Origin of the sequence: Actinomadura sp. BRA 177, from assembly GCF_013372625.1 — a bacterium.
GTDB lineage: Bacteria > Actinomycetota > Actinomycetes > Streptosporangiales > Streptosporangiaceae > Spirillospora.
On sequence record NZ_JABXFD010000396.1, the window covers coordinates 1 to 21,477 of the forward strand.

Annotated in this window: 20 protein-coding genes and 1 pseudogene; 12 read left to right on the top strand and 9 right to left on the bottom strand. The window is 72.1% G+C overall.

Annotated features, from left to right (window positions below):
* Nucleotides 1-240 precede the first annotated feature (240 nt).
* Both HUX53_RS23565 and HUX53_RS23570 read left to right on the top strand, forming a co-directional pair.
* The gene (locus HUX53_RS23565; RefSeq protein ID WP_309237396.1) at nucleotides 241-3,135 is read left to right on the top strand and encodes a M36 family metallopeptidase; all 2,895 of its coding nucleotides are present in this window, start codon (nucleotides 241-243) and stop codon (nucleotides 3,133-3,135) included.
* A 119-nt stretch (nucleotides 3,136-3,254) separates the two neighbouring features.
* Nucleotides 3,255-3,896 carry a TetR family transcriptional regulator gene (locus HUX53_RS23570; RefSeq protein ID WP_176405405.1) on the top strand — a complete coding sequence of 214 codons (642 nt, stop codon included), beginning with the start codon at nucleotides 3,255-3,257 and terminating at the stop codon, nucleotides 3,894-3,896.
* Nucleotides 3,897-3,927: 31 nt separating this feature from the next.
* Here the strand turns inward: HUX53_RS23570 and HUX53_RS23575 are convergent, their stop codons facing one another.
* The 3 genes and pseudogenes from HUX53_RS23575 to HUX53_RS42620 form a co-directional block, all read right to left on the bottom strand.
* On the bottom strand, nucleotides 3,928-6,744 hold the full coding sequence (locus tag HUX53_RS23575) for a family 20 glycosylhydrolase (protein WP_176405406.1): 2,817 nt from the start codon (nucleotides 6,742-6,744) through the stop codon (nucleotides 3,928-3,930).
* 253 nt (nucleotides 6,745-6,997) lie between these two features.
* On the bottom strand, nucleotides 6,998-7,438 hold the full coding sequence (locus tag HUX53_RS42615; RefSeq protein ID WP_309237397.1) for a hypothetical protein: 441 nt from the start codon (nucleotides 7,436-7,438) through the stop codon (nucleotides 6,998-7,000).
* 145 nt (nucleotides 7,439-7,583) lie between these two features.
* Nucleotides 7,584-7,883, bottom strand: a pseudogene (locus tag HUX53_RS42620) (sodium:solute symporter); the annotation flags it as partial.
* Here HUX53_RS42620 and HUX53_RS42290 point away from each other — a divergent pair.
* Entirely contained in the window at nucleotides 7,828-8,016 is a 189-nt protein-coding gene (locus tag HUX53_RS42290) for a hypothetical protein (protein WP_303623178.1), read from the top strand. The pseudogene HUX53_RS42620 and the gene HUX53_RS42290 sit on opposite strands and share 56 nt — an antisense overlap.
* Here HUX53_RS42290 and HUX53_RS23585 read toward each other — a convergent pair.
* Nucleotides 7,989-8,234 (bottom strand): DUF3311 domain-containing protein, encoded by a 246-nt coding sequence (locus HUX53_RS23585; protein WP_176405407.1) that lies wholly within the window; start codon nucleotides 8,232-8,234, stop codon nucleotides 7,989-7,991. The genes HUX53_RS42290 and HUX53_RS23585 overlap by 28 nt on opposite strands.
* A gap of 374 nt (nucleotides 8,235-8,608) precedes the next feature.
* Here HUX53_RS23585 and HUX53_RS23590 point away from each other — a divergent pair, with 374 nt between their 5' ends.
* The 5 genes from HUX53_RS23590 (at nucleotide 8,609) to HUX53_RS23610 (ending at nucleotide 13,326) form a co-directional block, all read left to right on the top strand.
* Nucleotides 8,609-10,777 carry an anthranilate synthase component I gene (locus HUX53_RS23590; RefSeq protein ID WP_176405408.1) on the top strand — a complete coding sequence of 723 codons (2,169 nt, stop codon included), beginning with the start codon at nucleotides 8,609-8,611 and terminating at the stop codon, nucleotides 10,775-10,777.
* A gap of 262 nt (nucleotides 10,778-11,039) precedes the next feature.
* Entirely contained in the window at nucleotides 11,040-11,186 is a 147-nt protein-coding gene (locus tag HUX53_RS23595) for a GPGG-motif small membrane protein (protein ID WP_165959128.1), read from the top strand.
* 71 nt (nucleotides 11,187-11,257) lie between these two features.
* Nucleotides 11,258-12,175 carry an SDR family oxidoreductase gene (locus HUX53_RS23600; RefSeq protein ID WP_176405409.1) on the top strand — a complete coding sequence of 306 codons (918 nt, stop codon included), beginning with the start codon at nucleotides 11,258-11,260 and terminating at the stop codon, nucleotides 12,173-12,175.
* Between the two features lie 58 nt (nucleotides 12,176-12,233).
* The gene (locus HUX53_RS23605) at nucleotides 12,234-12,638 is read left to right on the top strand and encodes a ChaB family protein (protein WP_176405410.1); all 405 of its coding nucleotides are present in this window, start codon (nucleotides 12,234-12,236) and stop codon (nucleotides 12,636-12,638) included.
* Between the two features lie 10 nt (nucleotides 12,639-12,648).
* Complete coding sequence (locus tag HUX53_RS23610; protein ID WP_176405411.1) at nucleotides 12,649-13,326, top strand: hypothetical protein; 678 nt, start codon at nucleotides 12,649-12,651, stop codon at nucleotides 13,324-13,326.
* Between the two features lie 6 nt (nucleotides 13,327-13,332).
* On the opposite strand, the gene HUX53_RS23615 is transcribed toward HUX53_RS23610, so the two are convergent.
* Nucleotides 13,333-14,298 (bottom strand): YafY family protein, encoded by a 966-nt coding sequence (locus HUX53_RS23615; protein WP_176405412.1) that lies wholly within the window; start codon nucleotides 14,296-14,298, stop codon nucleotides 13,333-13,335.
* 95 nt (nucleotides 14,299-14,393) lie between these two features.
* On the opposite strand from HUX53_RS23615, the gene add reads away from it, so the two are divergent.
* Nucleotides 14,394-15,422, top strand: coding sequence for an adenosine deaminase (gene add / locus HUX53_RS23620; protein ID WP_176405413.1), 1,029 nt, complete (start codon nucleotides 14,394-14,396; stop codon nucleotides 15,420-15,422).
* A 115-nt stretch (nucleotides 15,423-15,537) separates the two neighbouring features.
* Here add and HUX53_RS23625 read toward each other — a convergent pair whose 3' ends face one another.
* Nucleotides 15,538-15,930 carry a hypothetical protein gene (locus HUX53_RS23625; protein ID WP_176405414.1) on the bottom strand — a complete coding sequence of 131 codons (393 nt, stop codon included), beginning with the start codon at nucleotides 15,928-15,930 and terminating at the stop codon, nucleotides 15,538-15,540.
* A gap of 209 nt (nucleotides 15,931-16,139) precedes the next feature.
* Here HUX53_RS23625 and thyX point away from each other — a divergent pair, with 209 nt between their 5' ends.
* Complete coding sequence (gene thyX, locus HUX53_RS23630) at nucleotides 16,140-16,871, top strand: FAD-dependent thymidylate synthase (protein ID WP_176405415.1); 732 nt, start codon at nucleotides 16,140-16,142, stop codon at nucleotides 16,869-16,871.
* 412 nt (nucleotides 16,872-17,283) lie between these two features.
* Here thyX and HUX53_RS23635 read toward each other — a convergent pair whose 3' ends face one another.
* Nucleotides 17,284-17,664, bottom strand: a complete 381-nt coding sequence (locus HUX53_RS23635; RefSeq protein ID WP_176405416.1) for a VOC family protein — start codon at nucleotides 17,662-17,664, stop codon at nucleotides 17,284-17,286.
* 69 nt (nucleotides 17,665-17,733) lie between these two features.
* Between HUX53_RS23635 and HUX53_RS23640 the strand changes: the two genes are divergently transcribed.
* Nucleotides 17,734-18,456: a dienelactone hydrolase family protein gene (locus HUX53_RS23640; RefSeq protein ID WP_255205556.1), complete on the top strand. Its 723-nt coding sequence runs from the start codon at nucleotides 17,734-17,736 to the stop codon at nucleotides 18,454-18,456.
* Nucleotides 18,457-18,480: 24 nt separating this feature from the next.
* On the opposite strand, the gene HUX53_RS23645 is transcribed toward HUX53_RS23640, so the two are convergent.
* Nucleotides 18,481-18,873: a PaaI family thioesterase gene (locus HUX53_RS23645; protein ID WP_176405417.1), complete on the bottom strand. Its 393-nt coding sequence runs from the start codon at nucleotides 18,871-18,873 to the stop codon at nucleotides 18,481-18,483.
* Between the two features lie 107 nt (nucleotides 18,874-18,980).
* On the opposite strand from HUX53_RS23645, the gene HUX53_RS23650 reads away from it, so the two are divergent.
* The gene (locus HUX53_RS23650; RefSeq protein WP_176405418.1) at nucleotides 18,981-19,781 is read left to right on the top strand and encodes a helix-turn-helix domain-containing protein; all 801 of its coding nucleotides are present in this window, start codon (nucleotides 18,981-18,983) and stop codon (nucleotides 19,779-19,781) included.
* On the opposite strand, the gene HUX53_RS23655 is transcribed toward HUX53_RS23650, so the two are convergent.
* Nucleotides 19,696-20,895 (bottom strand): globin domain-containing protein, encoded by a 1,200-nt coding sequence (locus HUX53_RS23655; RefSeq protein ID WP_176405419.1) that lies wholly within the window; start codon nucleotides 20,893-20,895, stop codon nucleotides 19,696-19,698. The two genes, HUX53_RS23650 and HUX53_RS23655, sit on opposite strands and share 86 nt — an antisense overlap.
* Between the last annotated feature and the right edge of the window lie 582 nt (nucleotides 20,896-21,477).

The window sequence follows — 21,477 nt, forward strand, 5'->3', positions numbered from 1 at the left end:
ATGGCCACCGGGCTCCGGCGGCGCGGGGGCGCCGGGACGGGCCCGGTCGCGGGGCGACGGGCACGGGGCCCATGGATGCGGGGGGCTGTCAAGGGCGAAGACCGCCCGGCGTTCGCCTGTCCGAAACGTGGTAAATCGCCGTAGTTGTACTCCTGGTGCGCTGCTTGTCTCAAGATCGGCCGGTTGATCATCCGGCCGTACCCAGAGACCGGGCTGTCAGCCCGCCTCCAGGAGGCAAAGGTGCCCAGGACACGCTGGATCACCGTGACCGCACTGGCGGCCACGGGAACGCTCCTCACCGCCGGCCTCGCGGTCCCCGGGCAGGCCGCCGCCCCGCCCCCGCCCGCCCAGCCGCCCGGCGACGGCCCCGAACTGCCCGACAAGGACGCCCGGACTGGACATCTCGCCCCCGCCACGCGCCAGCAGGACGCCGCCCGCGGGGTGACCGTGCGGTGGAACAAGCTCGGCACGCCCGCCGCGGTGACCGACGCGGAACCCCTGGCCGGCGGCCTGCCCGCCGACCCGGAGAAGGCCGCGCGCGCGTACCTCGCCGGCCACCGCGACCTGTTCGGCCTGGACGCCGCCGCCGTCGGCGCACTGGAGAAGGTCGCGGTCAACCCCATCGGCAAGGGCGCGGCCGTGCTGCTGCGCCAGCGCTTCGGCGACCTGCCCGCCGGCTACGACGGCCTCGTCTCGCTCGGCGTGAGCGAGGGCGAGGTCGTCTCGGTCACCTCGACGCTCGCCCGCGACGACACCGCCCCGGCGCCCGCCACGCTGCCGGAGAAGGAGGCGGTGGCCGCGGCCGCACGGGACGCCGGCATCACGGTCTCGGACGACACGACCCGCAAGGCGCGGCTCGTCGCCGTTCCCACCGCCGAGGGCGTCCGCAGCGCGTACCAGGTCACGCTGATCGACGGGTCCGGGAGCGAGCCCAAGGCCGTCACCTCCTACGTCGACGCCCGTACCGGCTCCGTGCTGGTGCGGGAGAACCTCGTCGACCACGACAGCGACAACCCGCGCTGGTCGGTGTTCCCCGCGACGCCGCCGGGCGACTACTCGTCCCGAGACACCCGGCAGACGTGGTGCTTCGCCCCCGCGCGCGGCTGCCAGTACGTCGCGGGCGGCGACCCGTCCAGCGGACGGCCCTGGGACGTCGACCCGGCCACCGGCGCCTCGACCACGACGAGCCTGGGGAACTCCGCCCACACCTACGAGAACCGCGCGAGCGGCGACCCGTTCTCCGTCGGCACCCGCACCAGCGCGCCCAAGGCGGACCGGAACTACGACTACCGCTGGACCAACCAGTGGCACCGGAGCAAGTGCGACCCGGCGACCATGGACAGCCCGCAGGAGGCGGACGTTGAGGCCGCCATCTCCAACCTGTTCGTCCAGCACAACCGCATGCACGACTGGTCCTACCGGCTCGGCTTCACCGAGTCGGCGTGGAACATGCAGGCCGACAACGGCGACCGCGGCGGCCTGGGCGGCGACCCCGAGCAGGGCAACGCGCAGGCCGGGGCGAGGATCGCGAGCATCCGCGACAACGCCAACCAGATCACCCCGCCCGACGGCACGCCCGCCATCAGCAACATGTACCTGTGGCAGCCGATCGCCGGCGCGTTCTACCCGCCGTGCGTCGACGGCGACTTCGACATGAGCGTCATCGGGCACGAGTACTCCCACGCCATCTCCGGCCGCATGATCGCCGGGCCGGACGCCGGATGGCGCGGCCCGCAGGCCGGGGCCATGAACGAGAGCACCTCCGACCTGTTCGCGATGGAGTACCTCAACGAGTACGGGTTCCGCGCGCCCGGCCGGACGCCCTACGTCACCGGCGCCTACGTCACCGGTGAGCCGAAGACCGGGATCCGCAACTACGACATGAGCCGGAGCCCGCTCAACTACAGCGACCTCGGCTACGACATGGTCGGCACGCAGGTCCACGCCGACGGCGAGATCTGGACCGCCACCCAGTTCGACGTCCGGCAGGCGTTCGTCAAGCGGTACGGCTCGGGCAGCGCCTCTCTCCAGCGCAAGTGCGCCGAGGGCAAGGTGCCGGTCGACAAGTGCCCCGGCAACCGCCGCTGGGCGCAGCTGTCGTTCGACGCGCTGCTGCTCATGGCCAGCGGGGCGGTCAGCTACGTCGACCACCGCAACGCCCTGCTCGCCGCCGACACCATCCGCTTCGGCGGCAAGAACCACGCCATGATGTGGAAGGCGTTCGCCCAGCACGGCCTGGGCGAGGACGCGGCCAGCAACGGACCCGACGACGCCGACGCGCGGCCGAGCTTCGCGTCCCCCATGTCGCGCGACGCCCACGTGACGCTGAGGCCGGCCGGTGCCGCCAGGCACGGCAAGGTCCGGCTCTACGTCGGCGACTACGAGGCGCGGGCCGTCCCGGTGGCCGACACCGACCCGGCGACCGAACTCGGCGCCACCTTCGCGATCACGCCCGGCCGCTACTCGTTCGTCGCGGTCGGCGAGGGCTTCGGCCACAAGCGGTTCACCGCCACGATCAGCTCGCATCGGCGGACGCTGCCGGTCGTGATGTCCCGCAATGAGGCGGCGACCGCCAACGGTGCGACCGCCACGGGCGACGGCGCGTCCCAGCCGGCGCTGCTGGACGAGACCGAGGCGACCAACTGGCAGTCGGTCGAGGCCCCCGTCGCGGGACGCCAGGTGACCGTCGACCTCGCCGGCGACCGTCCGGTCAGGGTCGGGCGGGCGCAGGTGAGCGCGATGCTGCGGCCGTCGGTGGCCAGTGACCCGGAGGGCGCGGGCACGGCGCAGAACCGGTTCACGGCGCTGCGCGCGTTCCGGCTGCTGGCCTGCGACGCCACCAGGGCCGACTGCTCGCAGGACGCCGGGTACCGCACCGTCTACACCAGCCCGTCGGACGCCTTCCCGGCGGACCGGCCGCGGCCGACGGCGCCCGACATCATCCTGCGGTCGTTCAACCTGCGCGACACCAAGGCGACGCACCTGCGGTTCCAGGTGGTCTCCAGCCAGTGCACCGGCGCGCCGGCGTACGCGGGCGAGCAGGACAACGACCCGCGTTCCAGCACCGACTGCGGCACCGCCGCCGCGCTGGCGGGCGTCGTCCGCGCGGCCGAACTCCAGGCGTTCGCCCGGTAGCCGCACCTGCAGGATGACCACGTCGTAGCGGCGCGCGACGGGCAGCCGCCCGTCGCGTGCCGCCGCTGTGCAGGCCAGGGAGTGTTGTCACGGGGTAACACCCTCGGTAGCGTGCTGCCATGACCACTGCGGCCGGCAAGCCCGGAGCTCGGCGCGACCCCGGCCGGCGCCGTGCGCTGCTGGAGGCCGCCGACCGGGTCATCCAGCGGGAGGGGCCGGAGGCGTCGATGGCGGCGATCGCCGCCGAGGCGGGGATCAGCAAGCCGATCCTGTACCGCCACTTCGGCGACAAGAGCGGGCTGTACCAGGCGCTCGCCGAGCGGCACACGCGCAAGCTGATCGAGGGCATCCGGGACGAGTTCTCCCGCGACGAGCCGATCCGCGACCGGACCCGCTCCACCATCGACACCTACCTGGCGACGATCTCCAAGAACCTCAACCTGTACCGGTTCCTGATGCACCGGGCGAGCGCCGAGGACACCGCCACGCACAGCGCGATGAGCACGATGATCCGCGACGTGAGCCGGGAGCTGGCCGAGGTGATGATCGCCGAGGGCGAGATGACCGACCGGACCCGCGCCTACGTGTGGGGGCACGCGATCGTCGGCATGGTGCAGACCGCCGGCGACTGGTGGCTCGACCACGCCGGGGAGGTGCCGCGCGAGGCCGTCGTGGACGGGCTCGTCGACCTCGTCCTCGGCGGGCTGCCCGCCGCCGCGTCCGGGGCCCGCGCCGCGCAGGACGGCCCGGCCGTCCGCTGAGGAGACGGCCGGGCCGCTGCGGGCCGCGCGGTTACTGGAGGAGCGTCCAGTGGCCGCGGGCCTGCCCGGGGTCCCTGCCGGAACCCGGACGGGTCGCCCGGAACAGCTCGCCCTGATGGCGTACGAGCGCGCCGGGCTCGTAGGACGTGCCGCTCTGCCAGGCCGGGAGGCCGACCGGCGAGATGCGGCTGGTGCGGCCGTCCGCGCTGCGGGTCCGGGTCAGCGCGTACTCGCCGACGTGCACGGGGCCGCGGTAGGCGCGCCAGTGCGCGCCGTCCGTCGAGTACTCGATGGCCATGCCCGGGTCACGGACGTTCGCCGACAGCGTCCCGCCGGAGATCTTCGCGCCGGGCGGCGGGATGCGGTAGTTCACGCCCGTGCTGGAGTGAGCGGGGCCGCGCAGTCCCACCGGCCGGTAGAAGGACAGCAGCGGGAACGCCTTCTGGCCGAGGGTGTTGTTGAAGACGTCCCAGGCCGCCTCCATCTCGCCGGGCGCCGGGGTGTCGCGGTTCCAGGCCCGCTCGGCGACGCCCAGGAGCTTGGGGAACGCCTGGTACTCGCGGATCTCGGGCGTCTTGCCGTTCTCGCCCCACAGCTGCGCCTCGATGCCGAGGATGTTCTCCCGGCCCTCGGGCGTCAGCTTCGTCCAGGACGGGTTCGGCGTGATCGGGTTGCCCCAGCGGTCCTCGGTCGCGTTCGCGTACACGTTGAACGGCTGGTAGGTGAACGTGGACTTCTCGTCCACGTAGGCGGCCCAGTAGTAGCCGGGTTCGTCCGGGTCCTTGTTGTAGGCGAGGTCCATGTAGAGGTTGGTGGCGTGGGCGAGGATGACCGGGGTGCCCTCGTTGGCGAACCGGTAGGCCCAGTCCTCGCGTCCCCAGCCCCACACGTTCTGCCACGGCAGCGGATTGAAGCCCTTGAGGCGGAACGCGCGGGTCGGGTCGCTGATGTCCTCCCACCCGGCGGTGTGCGGCGCGTACTTGTGCGCGATGTCGTTCCAGCGGGTGAAGAACAGCTCCTTCAGCTCCTCGCCGGACTTGCCGGCGGTGCCGGGGTCGCTCTTGCACGCGGGCGAACCGGACCACCAGCCCGACTCCGGCCCGGGGGGCTCGTCGCCGCCGAGGTTGATCCGGTTCAGCGGCACCCCCGCGCTCTTGTACATCTTCGACACCTCGGACGCGACCTTGTTCAGGAACGTGTAGGTGCTGTCCAGGCACGGGTTCGCGAGGTTGTCGTTGTAGTACTGCACGCTGACGTGCTGGCTGGTGTCACCGGGGTCCAGCAGCCGGTAGGTGGCGTCGTGCGTCCGCTGGTAGCGGCGCTCCATCGACTGGACGGCCGCGCGGGCGTGCGCCGGGAAGTTCAGCTCGGGGATGACCTCGACGTGCCGCTCGGCGGCGTACCGGAGGATGTCCTCGAAGTCCCGGACGGAGTAGTGGCCGCTGCCCTGGCCGACGAAGTTGACGGTGCTCTGCTCGTAGCCCTGGTAGGCGGGCCGGCGGCCGAGGTTGGCCTCGGTCTCGTTGCGCGCCTTGCCGGAGATGCCGTCACCCGGCGCGAGGTCGCCGGCCGACCCCATGCCCTGGTGCAGCGCGTCCTTCTCCTGAAGGTCGAAGGCGCGCTTGGAGCCGAACCCGGTCAGCTCGGGCAGGCCGGGGATCTCCAGCCGCCAGCCCTCGTCGTTGGTCAGCGACAGGTGCAGCTTGTTGAGCTTGGTGAAGCTCATCAGGTCGAGGAACTTCTGGATGGTCTGCTTGCTCTGGAAGTGCCGGCCCACGTCGATCTGCAGGCCCCGGTACCCGAACAGCGGAGCGTCGGAGATCGCCGCGCGCGGCACCCGCACGGTGGACGGCCGGTGGCCGCTCGCCGCCGCCCGGTACCCCCCGGCGGGGATGAGCTGCCGCAGCGTCTGGATCCCGTACAGCACCCCGGCCCGGTCGGCGCCGGTGATCCGCACGCCGTGCCGCGTCGTCGTGAGCGTGTAGCCCTCGGCGTCGGGCTTGCCGTCGTGGTCGACGTCCAGCCGCGGGTCCACGCGCAGCGCGATCGGTGCGCCGTGCCCGCGCGCGACGTCGCGCAGTGCCGAGCGCAGGTAGCGGGCCTCGCCGCGCAGCGAGCGCGGCGCGGAGACGCGCGAGCGGCCGCCGATCGCGACCGTCCCACCGGACTCCGCCGCCGAGAGCGGCTGCGGGACGAGGCTCTGCTGCAGCGTGAGGTCCTTCTCGGGGGAGGTGTTGGCCGCGTACCGGGTCGCCGCCGTCTCGACCGGCCGGTGGTCGCCGGAGAACGCGGTCGTCTGCTTCGGGTCGGCCGGGTCGAGCAGCGTCTTCGCCGGGACCCAGGACGGCCGGCCGCCGCCGAACCTGATCGTCCACCCGGCGGGGCCGTCGGACTTGTGGACGGCCCACAGCTCGAAGTTGATGTCGATCTTCCGCCGCTCGCCCGGCGCGATCGGCTCGAAGCCGTCCGCCGGGGCCAGGGTGTAGAAGTCGCCGCTCTGCGCGGCGTCCGCGCGGGCCACCGCGAGGCCCTGATCGGCGAGCTGCTCGCGGGCGATGTCGCCCGCCGCGCCGCCGAGCACGGCGGCGGGCTGCCGGACGGCGTTGAAGAACATCGCCCAGCCGTCCGCGCCGAGGGCGCAGCGCGGGTCGTTGTTGTCGATGGTCAGCCGCGACAGGTGGTACTGCGCGTCGGCGACCGTGTTGTCCACGGGCTGGAAGGTGACCATGAGGTCGTGTGCGTCCGGATGGCAGGCCGCCGACGCCGCGCCCGGCGTGATGACCGCCGCGAGGGCGGCGATGAGCGCGGCGGCCGACAGCCCGGCCGCGGGTCGATATCTTGATCTCATGCTGGGAATCCCGCTCTCCACAGGCATCGGGGGGACCGGCGGGGGGCCGGTGTCGGCGCGCCAATGAATAGGAAAGTAACCTAAATAAGTGACCCGCCCCGGCGCCTGATCCGGCCACCGCCGAAGCCGCAGGCAGCGCCGCGCGGTCGCCTCCGGCCAGCGCGGGGATCTTGACGGGCGGCCCGCCGCATGACCGCGGGAACGGCCCGCGGCGGGCGCCGGGAAGGCGCCGCCGCGGGCCGCGGGAGTGGGATCAGGTGGTGCCGGTGAGGTCCAGCTCCTTGACCTTCGCGTCGCCCTCGTCGGCGAAGTAGTCGTCGGTCCGGGTCGCGTCCCCGCCGTCCGCCAGCTTCGCCGCCCTGGCGACCACCGTGCCGATGACCGCGACCGCGACGTTGACGGCGAGCGCCAGGATGCCGGTGTAGATGGTCATCTTGGTGTCGAAGCCGAGGTCGCTCAGGGAGTAGGCCGAGCCGCCGAAGTGCTCCTTGCCCTTCGCCGGGTTCGGGATCTGGTACAGCATCCACAGGCCCGCGAGCATGCCGCCGGCCCAGCCCGCGATGAGCGCGCCGCGGTGGAACCAGCGCGTCATCAGGCCGAGCCCCACCGACGGGAGCGTCTGCAGGATGATGACGCCGCCGATGAGCTGCAGGTCGATGGAGAACTGCGGGTCCAGCGCCAGGATGCACGCCACCGCGCCCGCCTTGACGACCAGCGAGACCAGCTTGCTGACCGTGGCCTCCTGCTTCGGGGTGGCGTCCCTTCACCCCCATCGCCTTCAGCACGGCCTCGATGCCGACGAGCTGCAGCGCGATGTAGGGCATCGTGGCGACGATGCCGGTGATCGCCACCAGCAGCGCCAGCGTCGGCGAGCCGAACCGGGCCCGGACGAAGTCGGCCGGGGTGACGAACCCGTGCACGTGCGACACCGACCAGAGCCGGATCAGGAACAGGAACACCAGCGGGTACACGATGATCGTGTACGGGACGGCGAAGAAGCCCGCCGCGCCCGCGCCGAACACCAGCGCCGGGACGGCCACGAAGGTGTAGGCGGTGTAGAGGTCGCCGCCGATCAGGAACCAGGTGACCCAGCTGCCGAAGCTGCGGCCGCCGAGGCCCCACTCGTCCAGGTTGTGCATGGTGTCGGGGCGCCGCCACCGGGCGGCGACGAAGCCCATCCCGCTGACCAGCGCGAAGAGCAGCGCGAAGATGACGATCTCGGTGATGTGGTCGCTCGCCACGGCTCAGCTCCGCTTCTTCGTCAGCTGGTAGACGACGACCGTGCAGATCACGCCGAGCGGGATGAAGGCGAGCTGGATCCAGTAGAAGGCGGGGAAGCCGGCCAGCCGCGGCGAGTCGCTGTTGAACACGAACACCAGCAGCGGGATCACGATGGGGACGAGCAGCAACCAGTTCCAGATACTGCGGTCGGAGCGGGTGGCGGGCGGCGGGTCCGTCGAGGCCGGTTCCTGCGGTTTGTCGGGAGTCAAGGGAGTCCTCCTCGTCGTGCGACGCGCGCACGGCCGCCGTCCGGATTCGCGAAACGGAGGCCGTGCCCGGTGGTGCAGCCGGGCGAGAGTACACGTCTGATGATCACGACGTGATCTCGGTCACGGCACGACTCGGGTGGATCGTTCCACCCGGAGGGAGGGCAGGTCAGGATCTATCCGACAGGAGCGTCAGGGGGACGTCAGGCGGTGCCGGCGTGGTAACCTCGCCGCATGCGAACCGCAGCCTCCAGCTGGTGGTGGCGCCGCTAAGGCGGCGCCGGTTCGAGCATGCTCTAGACCAGGCGACCGCCCTCACCGGCGGTCGTTTTCTCGTGGCGCCGCGTGGTGAGGGCCCGACACGAGGGGCCACCGCGGTGGAGACCGTCTCACAGCAGCCGCTGACCAGCGAGTTCGTCACGGCCGGGGGCGTACGGGTGACCCGTAGCGCCGTCCCGGTCGACTCCGAGCGCAAGTCCGACGTGCTGAACGCCCTCGTCGCCGCCGTGGGGGAGCGGCGCGGCGGGGTGCTCAGCTCCGGCATGGAGTATCCGGGCCGCTACAGCCGCTGGCACATGGCCTACGTCGACCCCTGCCTGGAGATCGTCGCGCGGGGGCGCGCGATCGCCGTGCGCGCCCTGAACGACCGCGGCCGGGTCGTCCTGCCCGCCGTCGCCGCCGTGCTCCGCGACGTGGGGGAGGTCCGCGCGGACGAGGCGGACCTGTTCGAGGTGTTCGTCCCGCCGGGGGAGGAGTTCTTCGCCGAGGAGGAGCGCAGCCGCCAGCCGACCGTCTTCACCGCCCTGCGCGCCATCACCGGCCTGTTCGGCTGCGACGACCCGCACCTCGGCCTGTACGGGGCGTTCGGCTACGACCTGTCGCTGCAGTTCGAGCCGCTGCGGACCCGGCTGGAGCGGCCGGACGACCAGCGCGACCTCGTCCTGCACCTCGCCGACGAGATGGTCGTCGTGGACCGCAAGCGCGAGACCTCGCACCGCATCTCCTATGACTTTGAGATCGGTGGGGAGAGGACGGCGGGGCTGCCGCGTGAGACCGAGCCGACGCCCGCCCCGGTGCGGGCGGCCGGACTGCCCGCGCAGCCCGTCCCCGGCGTGTACGCGCAGATGGTGCGGGACGCGAAGGAGAAGTTCGTCCGCGGCGACCTGTTCGAGGTCACGCCCGGCCACGCGATGTACGGGCGCTGCGACTCGCCCGCCGCCTTCTTCGAGCGGCTGCGGGAGACCAACCCGGCCCCGTACGAGTTCCTGTTCAACCTCGGCGACGGCGAGTACCTGGTCGGCGCGTCGCCCGAGATGTTCGTCCGGGTCACCGGCGACCGCGTGGAGACCTGCCCGATCGCCGGGACGATCAAGCGCGGCGCCGACGCGCTGGAGGACGCCGAGCAGATCCGCACGATCCTTTCGTCGGCCAAGGACGAGTCCGAGCTGACGATGTGCACCGACGTCGACCGCAACGACAAGTCGCGGGTCTGCGTGCCCGGCAGCGTCCGCGTCCTCGGCCGCCGGCAGATCGAGATCTACTCCCGGCTGATCCACACCGTCGACCACATCGAGGGGCGGCTGCGTCCCGGCTTCGACGCGCTCGACGCGTTCCTCACCCACATGTGGGCGGTCACCGTCACCGGCGCGCCGAAGACGTGGGCGATGCAGTTCATCGAGGACCACGAGGACTCGCCGCGCCGCTGGTACGGCGGAGCGGTGGGCTGCGTCGGCTTCGACGGGTCGATGAACACCGGCCTGACGCTGCGGACCGCGCAGATCCGCGACGGCGTCGCGACCGTCCGGGCCGGGGCGACGCTGCTCTACGACTCCGACCCCGACGAGGAGGAGCGCGAGACGCACCTCAAGGCCAGCGCGCTGCTCGGCGCGCTCGCCGCGTCCCAGAAGAGCACCGTGACGGCCGCGACGCAGGAGGCGCCGCTGCCCGCGCTGCCGGGGGACGGGCTCAAGGTGCTGCTCGTCGACCACGAGGACTCGTTCGTCAACACGCTCGCCGACTACTTCCGCCAGCACGGCGCGAGCGTGGTCACGCTGCGGCACGGGTTCCCCGTGCGGATGCTGGACGAGCATGCCCCCGACCTGGTGGTGCTGTCGCCCGGCCCCGGCCGTCCCGGGGACTTCGGCACGCGCGCTCTGCTGGACGCCCTCGCCGAACGGGACCTGCCCGTCTTCGGCGTCTGCCTCGGCCTGCAGGCGATGGTGGAGCACGCGGGCGGCGAGCTGGCGCTGCTGCCCGAGCCGTCCCACGGCAAGCCCGGCCAGGTCAAGGTCACCGGCGGCGGGCTGTTCGAGGGGCTGCCCGACGAGTTCACGGCCGCCCGCTACCACTCGCTGCACGCGACGCCGGACCGCGTGAAGGACTTCCAGGTGACGGCGCTGACCGGGGACGTCGTGATGGCGATCGAGGACCCGGAGCGGCGGCGCTGGGCCGTCCAGTTCCACCCGGAGTCGATCCTCACCGCGGCGGGCGGCGCCGGGCACCGGATCGTCGCCAACGTGCTCCGGCTGAGCCGTTCGCGGAGCTGAACCATTCCAGAAGCCGAGCGGTTCTACTTCCCGAGCATGAGGGACGGGGGCGCGGAACCGGTCCTGAGACCGATGCCGCGGGCCCGGATGTGACGGAAGACTTGGTTCCGGCCACACCGCGCCGTGGCTTCCGCGATGCGGTGACCGCCGTTATCCCAGGCGGGGAAGGAGATCCGTCTCCTTCCCCGCCCATAACGGAGATTTCGGTCACCCGTAATAAGATTGCGGTTTCTTGGCATCCTGCGGGGGGACGCCGGGGTCCATGATGACAATCCTGTGGCTCATCGCCGTGATCCTGGTGATCGCCGGGATCTACGTGATCCTCGCCCGGCGCGATCTCCTCTGGGGGATCGTCCTGATCGTCGTCGGGCTGCTCGTCGGCCCCGGCGGCGTGAGCATCTTCACCTGACCGAGAAACCCGCGCGCGGCGGGACGGAAACCTGACGTGAACTGTCAGGTTTCGGTGCCAGCATCGTCCCCATGAGCCGTGCACTGACAGGAAAGACCGCACTGGTCGCGGGCGGTACGCGCGGCGCGGGCCGCGGCATCGCCGCCGAGCTCGGCGCCGCCGGCGCGACCGTGTACGTGACGGGACGGTCCACCCGGTCGCAGCGATCGGAGATGGGCCGTCCCGAGACCATCGAGGACACCGCCGAGCTGGTCACCGCCGCGGGCGGCGAGGGCATCGCCGTCCGGGCCGACCACCTCGACCCCGGCCAGGTCGCCGCGCTCGTGCGCCGCATCGACGCCGAACGCGGCCGGCTGGACGTCCTCGTCAACGACGTCTGGGGATCGGACCACCTCTTCCAGTTCGGGAAGCCGCTGTGGGAGCAGTCCCTGGAGGACGGCCTGCGCATGTTCCGGCTGGCCCTCGACACCCACGCGATCACCAGCCACCACGCGCTGCCGCTGCTGATCCGCGAGCCGGGCGGGCTCGTCGTCGAGATGACCGACGGCACCGCCGAGTACAACGCGAAGTACCGCGCGGAGTGCGGCTACTTCTACGACATCGTGAAGAACGCCGTGATCCGGATGGCGCTCGCGCAGGCCGCGGAGATCGCGCCGTCCGGCGCGACCGCCGTCGCGCTCACGCCGGGGTGGCTGCGCTCGGAGGCGATGCTGGAGCACTTCGGCGTCACCGAGGCGACCTGGCGGGACGGGGCCGCCAAGGACCCGCACTTCGCCATGTCCGAGTCGCCCGCGTTCGCCGGCCGCGCCGTCGCCGCGCTCGCCGCCGACCCGGACCGGGCCCGCTGGAACGGCCAGGCCCTCTCCAGCGGCGGGCTCGCCCAGGTCTACGGCTTCACCGACACCGACGGCAGCCGCCCCGACATGTGGCGCTACCTGGTGGAGGTCGTGGACGCGGGACGTCCGGCCGACGTCACCGGCTACCGGTAGCGGTTTGGGCGCGCGCTGGCCGGATATCGCGACTGCAGAGGCGAAAGGAGGAACGGCCATGCCGATGACGACCAAGAGCGGCAAACCGATCAAGGACGAGCTGCCGGGCACGATCCAGCGCTCGCCGAAGGAGGCGCAGGAGACCTTCGCCAAGGCCCACGACTCCGCGGTCGAGACCTACGGCGAGGGACAGCGCGCCCACCGCACCGCCTACTCCGCGCTCAAGCACAAGTTCGAGAAGCGCGGCGACCACTGGGAGCCGAAGGGGCACAAGGGGCCGTCCGACCCGCGGGCCAAGAACCCCGACGCCCGCAGCGGCAAGGGCAAGAGCTTCGGCGGCGTGGACGTCGAGGGCAACAGCAAGAAGGAGCTCTACGACCGCGCCGCCGGCCTCGACGTCCAGGGCCGCTCGAAGATGAACAAGGAGGAGCTGGCCGAGGCGATCGCGCGCAAGCAGGACTAGGAGCACCGGCATGCCCATGGACGAACGGACCAAGGCCACCGTCCGGACCCTCCTGGACCGGCATCCGCGCGGATACGTCGCCGAGGCCACCGGCTTCTCGGTGACGAACACCGCTGCCGGGCTGTTCCGGCTGCTGGTCCTGTCGATCCTCGCGGGGGACGGCGTGCCGTCGGACACCTCGGTCGAGGCGACCCGCGCCCTGCTGTCCGAGCACTGGGACAGCGCGCCGGAGATGGCCAAGGCCGACGAGAACGAACTGGCCGACGTCCTGAAGGAATCGGGATACGACCGACCCCGGGACGCTGCCCGACGGCTGGCGGAGGCGACCCGGCTCGTCCTCGACCGCTACGACGGGGACCTGCAGCAGCTCCGCGACGCGGCCGGCGGGGACGCCGGGCGGCTGCGCGACCTGCTCGGGGAGATCCTGGGCATGGACGATGCGGGCCGCACCGTCTTCCTCCGCGAGGCGCAGATGTTCTGGCCGGAGGCCGGGCCCTTCGTCGACGACCGCGCGGCGAAGGCGGCCAAGCGGCTGGGCCTGCCGTCCGACCCCGGCGAGCTGCTGGAGGACGTGGCCCGGGGCGGCGGGGAGGAGACGCTGTCCTGGCTGGTCGGCGCGCTCGCGCTCACCGACGCGCGCGATGAGTACGACGACGTCCGGCGGAAGGTGGAGGCCGGGACGCGCTGAGCGAGTTCACCGGTACAGCTCCGCCAGCCGGGCGGCGCTGTCCGCCATGTGCGCCCGCAGCTCCGGCGGGGCGAGGACCTCGGCCTCCGCGCCGAGCCGCATCAGCTCCGACGCCGCGACGGCCACCGACTCGACCGGCAGCGTGGTCACCACCCAGCCCCGATCGTCGGGCTCCCCGGCGTCCTCGGCCGCCCGCCGGGCCGCGTGCGGCTCGACCGCGTACCGCAGCAGCCGCATCCCGGCGGGGGAGAGCCGCACGGTGATCTCCTCGCGCAGCATCGAGCGCACGAACGCCGCCGCCTCCTCGCGCCAGTGCGCGGCGAGGTCGAACGCCTCGTCCCGGTCGAAGACCCCGCCCTCCGGCCGGACGGCGGCGACGCGGTCCACCCGGTAGGTGCGGAACCCGTCGCCGACCCGCGCGACGAGGTACCACGTGCCGTTCTTCAGGACGAGCGCATAGGGCTCCACAGTCCGCGTGACCTCAGCGTCCTTGCGGCGGTAGTGCAGCTCGACGGTCTCGTCCTGCCACACCGCGCGGGCCAGGTCGCGCAGCAGCGGCGGCGGGCCCGCCTCGCCGAACCAGCCCGGCGCGTCCAGCAGGAACCGCTGGCTCGCCCGCGCGGGCGCGTCCCGCAGCGCCGCGGGCAGCGCCGCGAGGACCTTCAACTCCGCCGCGGCCAGCGCCCCGGCCCGCCCCATCTCCTCGGCCGGGCCGGGCAGCCCTGACAGGAACAGCGCCTCGGCCTCCTCGCGGGTGAGCCCGGTCAACCGCGTCCGATACCCGCCGACCAGGCGGTATCCGCCGCCGCGCCCCTGGTCGGCGTAGACCGGGACGCCGGCCGCCGACAGCGCCTCCATGTCCCGGTACACGGTGCGCTCCGAGACCTCCAGCTCACGGGCCAGCTCGCCCGCCGTCATCGTCTCCCGCGACTGCAGGAGCAGCACCATGGAGATCAGCCGCGCCGCACGCATGGATACCATCCTGCCGCCCCGTTTCTGACGTTTTCACGGCAGGTTCGCCGTCTTTGCCTGTCATCGCGGGCGGGACGGCTGTTAGCTTCGCGGACGTGCCTACCGAAACCACACCCCTCCTGGCGTTCATCGACGCCCTCCCGAAGGTCGAGCTGCACGTCCACCTCGTCGGCTCCGCCTCGGTCCCCACCGTGCTCGAACTCGCCCGCCGCCACCCGGACGGGCCCGTCCCCGCGGACGAGCGCGAGCTGCGCGCCTTCTACGCGTTCCGCGACTTCCCGCACTTCGCCGAGGTGTACGAGTCGGTGTCCAGCCTCGTCCGGACGCCGGAGGACGTCGGCACGCTCGTGTTCGGCGTCGCCCGCGACCTCGCCGCGCAGAACGTCCGGTACGTCGAGCTGACCGTCACCCCGTACACCCACCAGCGGGCCGGGATGCCGATGCCCGCGATCACCGAGGCCCTCGACCACGCCGTGCGCGAGGCCCGCGACCGGCTCGGCATCCGCGTCGCCTACATCTTCGACATCCCCGGCGAGTTCGGCGCCGACGGCGCGCGCGGCACCATCGACCACGCCCTCTCCCACCCGCCGGAGGCGCTCGTCGGGTTCGGCATCGGCGGCATCGAGCAGATGCGCCCGCCGCACCGGGACGCGTTCCGCGACGCGTTCGCCGCCGCCCGCGCCGCCGGCCTGCGCAGCCTCCCGCACGCCGGCGAGATGACCGGCCCGGAGACGATCTGGGAGGCCATCGACGGCCTCGGCGCCGAGCGCATCGGACATGGCATCAGCTGTCTGGACGACCCGCGCCTCATCGCCCACCTCCGCGAGACGCAGCTGCCCCTCGAAGTGTGCCCGACGTCCAACGTCTGCACCGGCCAGGTCGCCGACCTCGCCTCCCACCCCATGCCCCGGATGCTGGCGGAGGGCCTGTTCGTCACCCTCAACAGCGACGACCCGCCGATGTTCAACACGACCCTGACCGGCGAGTACCAGGTCGCCGCCGAAGTGTTCGGCCTGGGCCGCGAAGACCTGGCAGCACTGGCCCGCAACGCCGTGACCGCCTCGTCCCTCGACGACGAGGCCCGCAAGGCGATCACCACCGACATCAACGCCCTACTGCCCTAACCCCGGCCCATGCGCCGCCACGGGCTGCGTAGCCGTAGACGCTCTCGACCCGTCCGCCGGGCGGGAGCGGGCCGTCCGGAACCGCGCCTCGTACCGCAGCACCGTCCCGGACAGTTCAACGACCTCCCGGACGGTCTCCTCCGTAATCTCCCGTCGCGGCACAGGCGACGAGCAGCGCGTTCATCTGTTCCCGCCACCCATCGGCGTCGGTGATGCCACAGTCCCGCTCCAGCAGTTCCTTGCCGCCGGAATCACCACCGAGGGTGTTCCAGGCGACGCCGTTCCCGACGGCCAGATGAGCACCGACCGCGAGCGCCGCAGCGAGCCGCCCCCACGCGAGACTGTCAGGGTCGGTGACGAGGATGCCGTAGTCGCGGTCGGGCCGCTGCTCGGCATCGGCCAGCGGCTGGCGACCTGCCGGTGGTCGTCGCCGCCCGGCGGCACCTGCGCCAGCTCGCGCAGCGGCTACAGCGCCTCCCGCGTCCTTCAGGGACCAGCCGAGCCGCATGCACACCGCTGCGCCGTGCCCACGTCCCAGGTGATCTCCAGCACGCCTCGCTGTCGAACCGCGGCTCGGGAACCCGGATGATGCTGCTCGGCAGCAGTTTGAGCGGTCAGCGCCCGCCTCCTTCTCGTCGGCGACGCCGACCGGAGACTGTCGGCGGCCGGGACTAGGGTTGCGGGGGCGGTTCAGCCGAGATGAATGGGGGAGGTCCGATGGCGGACGAGCACGCGATGGAGATCGAGTTCCGCAGCGACGTGGTGGTAGAGCTGATCAAGGCCGCGGCGTCGGACGCCGACGTGCTCTGGGCGGCGCGCGTGTCCACCAAGGGGGAGAACTCGCTGGCGGAGGTTGAGGCCGACCCCGAACGGTCGAAGGGCCTCATCAATTTCCTGATGCGGGACCGGCACGGCACTCCCTTCGAGCACTCGTCGATGACCTTCTACGTGAAGGCGCCGATCTTCGTGTTCCGAGAGCAGATGCGCCACCGGACGTTCTCCTTCAACGAGGAGAGCGGCCGTTACCGCAAGCTGGAACCGGTCTTCTACGTGCCCGGACCGGATCGGAAGTTGGTCCAGGAGGGCAAGCCGGGTAAGTACGTGTTCGTCGACGGCTCCCCGGAGCAGCACAAGATCGTCACAGAGGTCACGAAGGAGAGTTATCGTCAGGCGTATCGCGCCTACACGGAGATGCTGGACGCGGGTGTCGCACGTGAAGTGGCGAGGAGCGTCCTCCCCGTCGGTCTCTACTCTTCGATGTACGTGACCTGCAACGCGCGCGCCTTGATGAACTTCCTGTCCCTGCGCATCAAGCGCGAGGATGCCATGTTCCCCTCATTCCCGCAGCGGGAGATCGAGATGGTCGCCGAGTTGATGGAGGAGGAGTGGGCGAAGCTCATGCCCCTGACCCACGCCGCCTTCGAAGCCAACGGTCGCGTCTGCCCTTAGCGTCACCGCGGCGCGTGCCCCGACCCGCACCCCACGTGTGGGGCGGGCGCGTTCTGTCGGTGCCCCGTGGTTGGTTGTCACCAATGCGGCACGGGGATGGTGGCGATGGCGGACGGTTATGACGACCGGACGGATGTTTTGACGGTGAGCGGCTGGAAGCCGTGGCCGCTGGTGGACGGGACCGAAACATTCGCGACCGTGGACCCATCCTCCGGTTCGCTGGTATACCAGGCGGCGACCGCCACTGTTCACCGCGATTTCCGGGGGCCGATGTACAGGATGGACTCCAAGAATATTTGGGCGGAGTTCATTCGGTAGCCGTACCATGCGGGTTGCTTCTGGTGCGGCGGAACGGCAAGGTTGCCGTTTCGGGGGCGGCCCGGTTGCCGAGTGGTGGGTGTTCCGGGCGAGATCACTCGTAGACGCTGAGTTCGATCAGGTTGTGGTCGGGGTCGCGAATGTAGACGCTCGTGATGGGGCCGGTGGCGCCGGTGCGGGGTACCGGGCCCTCCTCGACCGGGACGCCGTGGCGTTCCAGGTCGGCGAGGACCTCGTCTAGGGGGACGGTGACGATCAGGCAGAGGTCGGCGCTGCCCGGGGTGGGGCGCGCCGCCTTCGGTTCGAACTCGCGGCCGGCCTGGTGCAGGTTGATCTTGCTGGTGCGGAAGGCGAGGGCGCGGCGGCCGGCGCCGAAGGTCACCGCCTCCATGCCGAGGACGCGCGTGTAGAACTGGAGCGCGGCATCGATGTCGGCGACGGTGAGGACGAGGTGGTCGAGCCGGTCCATGCGCATGCGATCACCGTAGAACGGGCCCGGCAGGGGGTAGGCGTACGGCGTGTTGCTGGGGAATTATTGGACGTTATGTCTGACATTGCGATTCCCATGGGTGCGCGGGAGCTGCCGGGATACCTCGCCGTCCCCGAGGGGGAGGGGCCCTGGCCGGGCGTGGTCATCGTGTTCGAGGCGATGGGCGCGAACGCCGACATGCGGGCCCAGGCCGACCGGTTCGCCGCGCAGGGGTATCTCGCCGTCCTGCCGGACCTCTACGACGGGGCGCCGTGGGTGCGGTGCGTCACCAAGGCGATGCGCGACATGCGCGCCCGGCGCGGCCCCACGTACGACCACATCGAGGCCACGCGTGCGTGGCTCGCGGGGCGTGACGACTGCACCGGCGACGTGGGCGTGTGCGGGTTCTGCATGGGCGGCGGGTTCGCGCTGGTCGCGGCGGCGAAGTACGACTTCAAGGTGGCAGCCTCCAACTACGGCATCCTTCCGGGCCGGCCGGAGGAGTCGCTGCGCGGCGCGTGCCCGATCGTCGGCAACTACGGGGCCGCCGACCCGACGCTGCGCGGAGCCGCGGACAAGCTGGAGCGCGCCCTGACCATCGCCGGCGTCACGCACGACGTGAAGGAGTACCCGGCGACCGGCCACAGCTTCCTCACCGGCTTCGCCCCGCCCACCCCGCTGGGCCCAGTCGCGAAGATCGTCTTCGGCCTGGGCAAGGGCCGCGAGAACGCCGCCGACGGGTGGGACCGCATCTTCGCCTTCTTCGGCGAATACCTCACTAAAAAATCTACAACGTAAAGGCGCTCGCCGTGTCCAGCCGAATCAGGGGTGTAGGACGGCCTGGGTTTGGGTTACCTGGGCCACGCGGCGGGTGGTGTCGTCGTAGAGGTCGGTTTGGACGACGATCGATGTGCGGCCCGTGTGGAGGGGGCGGGATACGCCCCGGACGGTGCCTTCTCTGACTCCGCGGAAGAAGTTCGTCTTGGACTCCAGGGTCGTGGTGGAGGTGTCCGGGGGGAGGTTGAGGAACGCGCAGGCGGCGCCGAGGGTGTCGGCGAGCGCCATGAGGGCGCCGCCGTGCAGGACGCCGCCGGCGGTGCAGCGGTCCGGGGCCCAGTCCAGCCGGCCGGTGACCTCGTCCGGTCCGGCGGTGTCGATGCGCACGCCGAGCGCGCGGGCGAACGGCATGGCGTCGGTCAGCTGGTCGGGGGTCATGGAGCCTCCTCGGTGTCGTCCGGTCCACACTGGCGGCCGGGCCGCGCGGCGTCCATTACCCGGGAGGTAATCGCGGGCGTGCTCGGCGGGCGGGTAGCGTCCGGCAGGTGACGACGGCGTTGAGCGATGTGCGGCCCATCGGGGACCAGCTGCGGGCCTGGCGGCAGCGGCGCAGGCTGAGCCAGCTGGAGCTGGCGTCGGAGGCCGGCGTGTCGACGCGGCACCTGAGCTTCGTGGAGACCGGGCGGTCGGCGCCGAGCCGGGAGATGGTGCTGCGCCTCGCCGAGCACCTGGACGTGCCGCTGCGCGACCGCAACCTGCTGCTGGTCGCGGCCGGGTACGCGCCGGTGTTCGGCGAGACGCCGATGGAGGAGCCGACGATGGACGCGGTCCGGGCGGCGCTGAAGCAGGTGCTGGCCGGGCACGAGCCGTATCCGGCCGTGGTCGTGGACCGGTTCTGGAATCTCGTCGACGCCAACCAGGCCGCCGCGTTCTTCATGGAGGGCGCGCCGCCGGAGCTGCTGGAGCCCCCGCTGAACGTGCTGCGGCTGAGCATGCATCCGGACGGCATGGCGAAGAACATCCTGAACCTGGCGGAGTGGCGCGCGCACATGATCGACCGGGTCCGGCGGCACGTGGCGCTGACGGCCGACGCGGCGCTCACCGAGCTCTACCGGGAGCTGCGGAGCTTCCCCGGGGACGTGGGGGAGGCGATGGCGCCGCCCGCGGGCCACGACGTCTTCGTCCCGCTGCGGTTGCGGGTGGACGGCCGGGAGCTGTCGTTCTTCAGCACGATCGCGACGTTCGGCACGCCGGTCGACATCACGGTCGCGGAACTGGCGATCGAGTCGTTCTATCCCGCGGACGCGGCGACGACGGAGTTCCTGCGGGAGCGTGCCGGCTGGTGACCGGGTCGCCGGCCGTCAGCAGGTCGTGGTGGACGTGCTGGAGCGGCACGCCGAGCCGCTGCAGCGCGGCGACGGTCCCCCGGACGAGCGGGGCGGGCCCGGCGACGTAGGCGGTGACGTCGCGCACGTCGTCCAGGAGGCCGGGCAGGACGTGCGGCACGTGCCCGGTCAGCGCGCTGCTTCCCGGTGACCGCGACAGCACGGGGACGACCCGCAGGCGGGGGCAGGCCGACTCCAGCAGCCGCAGGTCGGGCAGGTCGTAGAGGCCGTCGGCGGTGCGGGCCGCGACCAGGAGGCGGATGCGGCGGCCGGCCCCGGCGGCTTCCTCGGCCAGGGCCTTCATGGGGGAGAGGCCAGTGCCGCCGCCGATCAGGAGCAGTTCGCGGTCGGCGCCCGGGCCGAGGGTCATCGCGCCCTCCGCCGGGCCCAGCAGAACGGTGTCGCCGGGGACGGTGCCCCGGACGAGCGCGCCGCTCACCCAGCCGCCCGGCTGCGCCCGGACGTGCAGGCGCAGCGTCCCGTCCGGGCGGGGCGCGTTCGCGATCGAGTAGGGCCGCCACACCCGGGGCCAGCGGGCGGTCTGCACGGTGACGTGCTGCCCGGCGGCGAACGGGAGCGTCCGCTCGGGGCGCAGCGTGAGCACCGCGAGGTCGGCGGCGCGGCGGTCGTGCCCGGTGACCTCGGCGGCCCACCACGGCGGGGCCTGCGCGGCGTCCCGCTCGGCGGCGGCCAGCATGGTCTCGGCGGCGTGCCGGTAGGCCGCGGTCCAGGCCTCCTCGGCCCCGGCCGTCCATCCGGTGGCGAAGACGCGCAGCGTGGCGGTCAGCGCGGTGCCGACGGCGGTGTAGTGCTCGGGCAGCACCCCGTACTTGCGGTGGCCGCGGCCGAGCCGGCCGAGGTGCCCGGCGAGTTCGGCGGGGTTGTCCTGGTTTCCCACGATCTGGACGAGCGCGTGGAAGAACCGGTCGTGCTGGTGCCCCATGGCGGGCGGGAAGAGGGCGCGCAGCTGCGGTTCGGCCGCGAAGAGCCGGCCGTAGAAGTAGCTCATCGCGCCCGCCGGGTCGGCTTCGAGGCCGGCGAAGCACTCCTTGACGATGCGGGGTTCCGGTGCCATCAGCTCACTCCCAGCCTGTCCCCCGGAGCCTTCCGGGCCCCGGTGCCGGCGGTCGCGGCGGGTCGGGTGCCTGGCTTTGTGAGATTCTCGCGTTCGGAACCGCAGGTCAGCAAGCCGTCTCCCGCGAACGATCGCCGATCGATGCGCTGTGTGATCGGATGTAACTTGTGAGTTACCGGGTCGTCGCCGAAAAGGGCACGCGTACTGATCGGTATCGACGGCGGACGGCGGACGGCGGCGGCGAAACCGACCGACGGCGGTGGAAGAAACCACTCCCGAGTGGAAGATTCCGGGGATCTTCCGCGGCTCCGGGGCGGGGGACGGCCGGTGCCGGCCCACCGGACGCCGGCCGCCGCGCGGACGGGCGGGCCTGTGTCCAAGGGAGGCGTGCCGACTGGGTCGACGCCACCCTGACGGTCGCGGGCCACAAGCCGCCGGCGGCCCGCGAGAACCTCCGGATAACCGTCCGGGACGACCTGATCGGCGTGGGCGCGCTCCGCCTCCGATTCGCGGGGCAGGGCGGGACGTTGTAAAAGGGGGTTCGTGAGCGGCGGGCAGCGGTATCCCTGGGGTGCGGAGACG

Bases quoted from the DNA above. Each gene is read 5' to 3' on its own strand.
- HUX53_RS23570 (WP_176405405.1), top strand. From the start codon at position 3,255: ATGACCACTGCGGCCGGCAAGCCCGGAGCTCGGCGCGACCCCGGCCGG.
- HUX53_RS23575 (WP_176405406.1), bottom strand. From the start codon at position 6,744: ATGAGATCAAGATATCGACCCGCGGCCGGGCTGTCGGCCGCCGCGCTC.
- HUX53_RS23595 (WP_165959128.1), top strand. From the start codon at position 11,040: ATGATGACAATCCTGTGGCTCATCGCCGTGATCCTGGTGATCGCCGGG.
- HUX53_RS23600 (WP_176405409.1), top strand. From the start codon at position 11,258: ATGAGCCGTGCACTGACAGGAAAGACCGCACTGGTCGCGGGCGGTACG.
- HUX53_RS23605 (WP_176405410.1), top strand. From the start codon at position 12,234: ATGCCGATGACGACCAAGAGCGGCAAACCGATCAAGGACGAGCTGCCG.
- HUX53_RS23610 (WP_176405411.1), top strand. From the start codon at position 12,649: ATGCCCATGGACGAACGGACCAAGGCCACCGTCCGGACCCTCCTGGAC.
- HUX53_RS23615 (WP_176405412.1), bottom strand. From the start codon at position 14,298: ATGCGTGCGGCGCGGCTGATCTCCATGGTGCTGCTCCTGCAGTCGCGG.
- HUX53_RS23625 (WP_176405414.1), bottom strand. From the start codon at position 15,930: ATGCGGCTCGGCTGGTCCCTGAAGGACGCGGGAGGCGCTGTAGCCGCT.
- thyX (WP_176405415.1), top strand. From the start codon at position 16,140: ATGGCGGACGAGCACGCGATGGAGATCGAGTTCCGCAGCGACGTGGTG.
- HUX53_RS23635 (WP_176405416.1), bottom strand. From the start codon at position 17,664: ATGCGCATGGACCGGCTCGACCACCTCGTCCTCACCGTCGCCGACATC.
- HUX53_RS23640 (WP_255205556.1), top strand. From the start codon at position 17,734: ATGTCTGACATTGCGATTCCCATGGGTGCGCGGGAGCTGCCGGGATAC.
- HUX53_RS23645 (WP_176405417.1), bottom strand. From the start codon at position 18,873: ATGACCCCCGACCAGCTGACCGACGCCATGCCGTTCGCCCGCGCGCTC.
- HUX53_RS23655 (WP_176405419.1), bottom strand. From the start codon at position 20,895: ATGGCACCGGAACCCCGCATCGTCAAGGAGTGCTTCGCCGGCCTCGAA.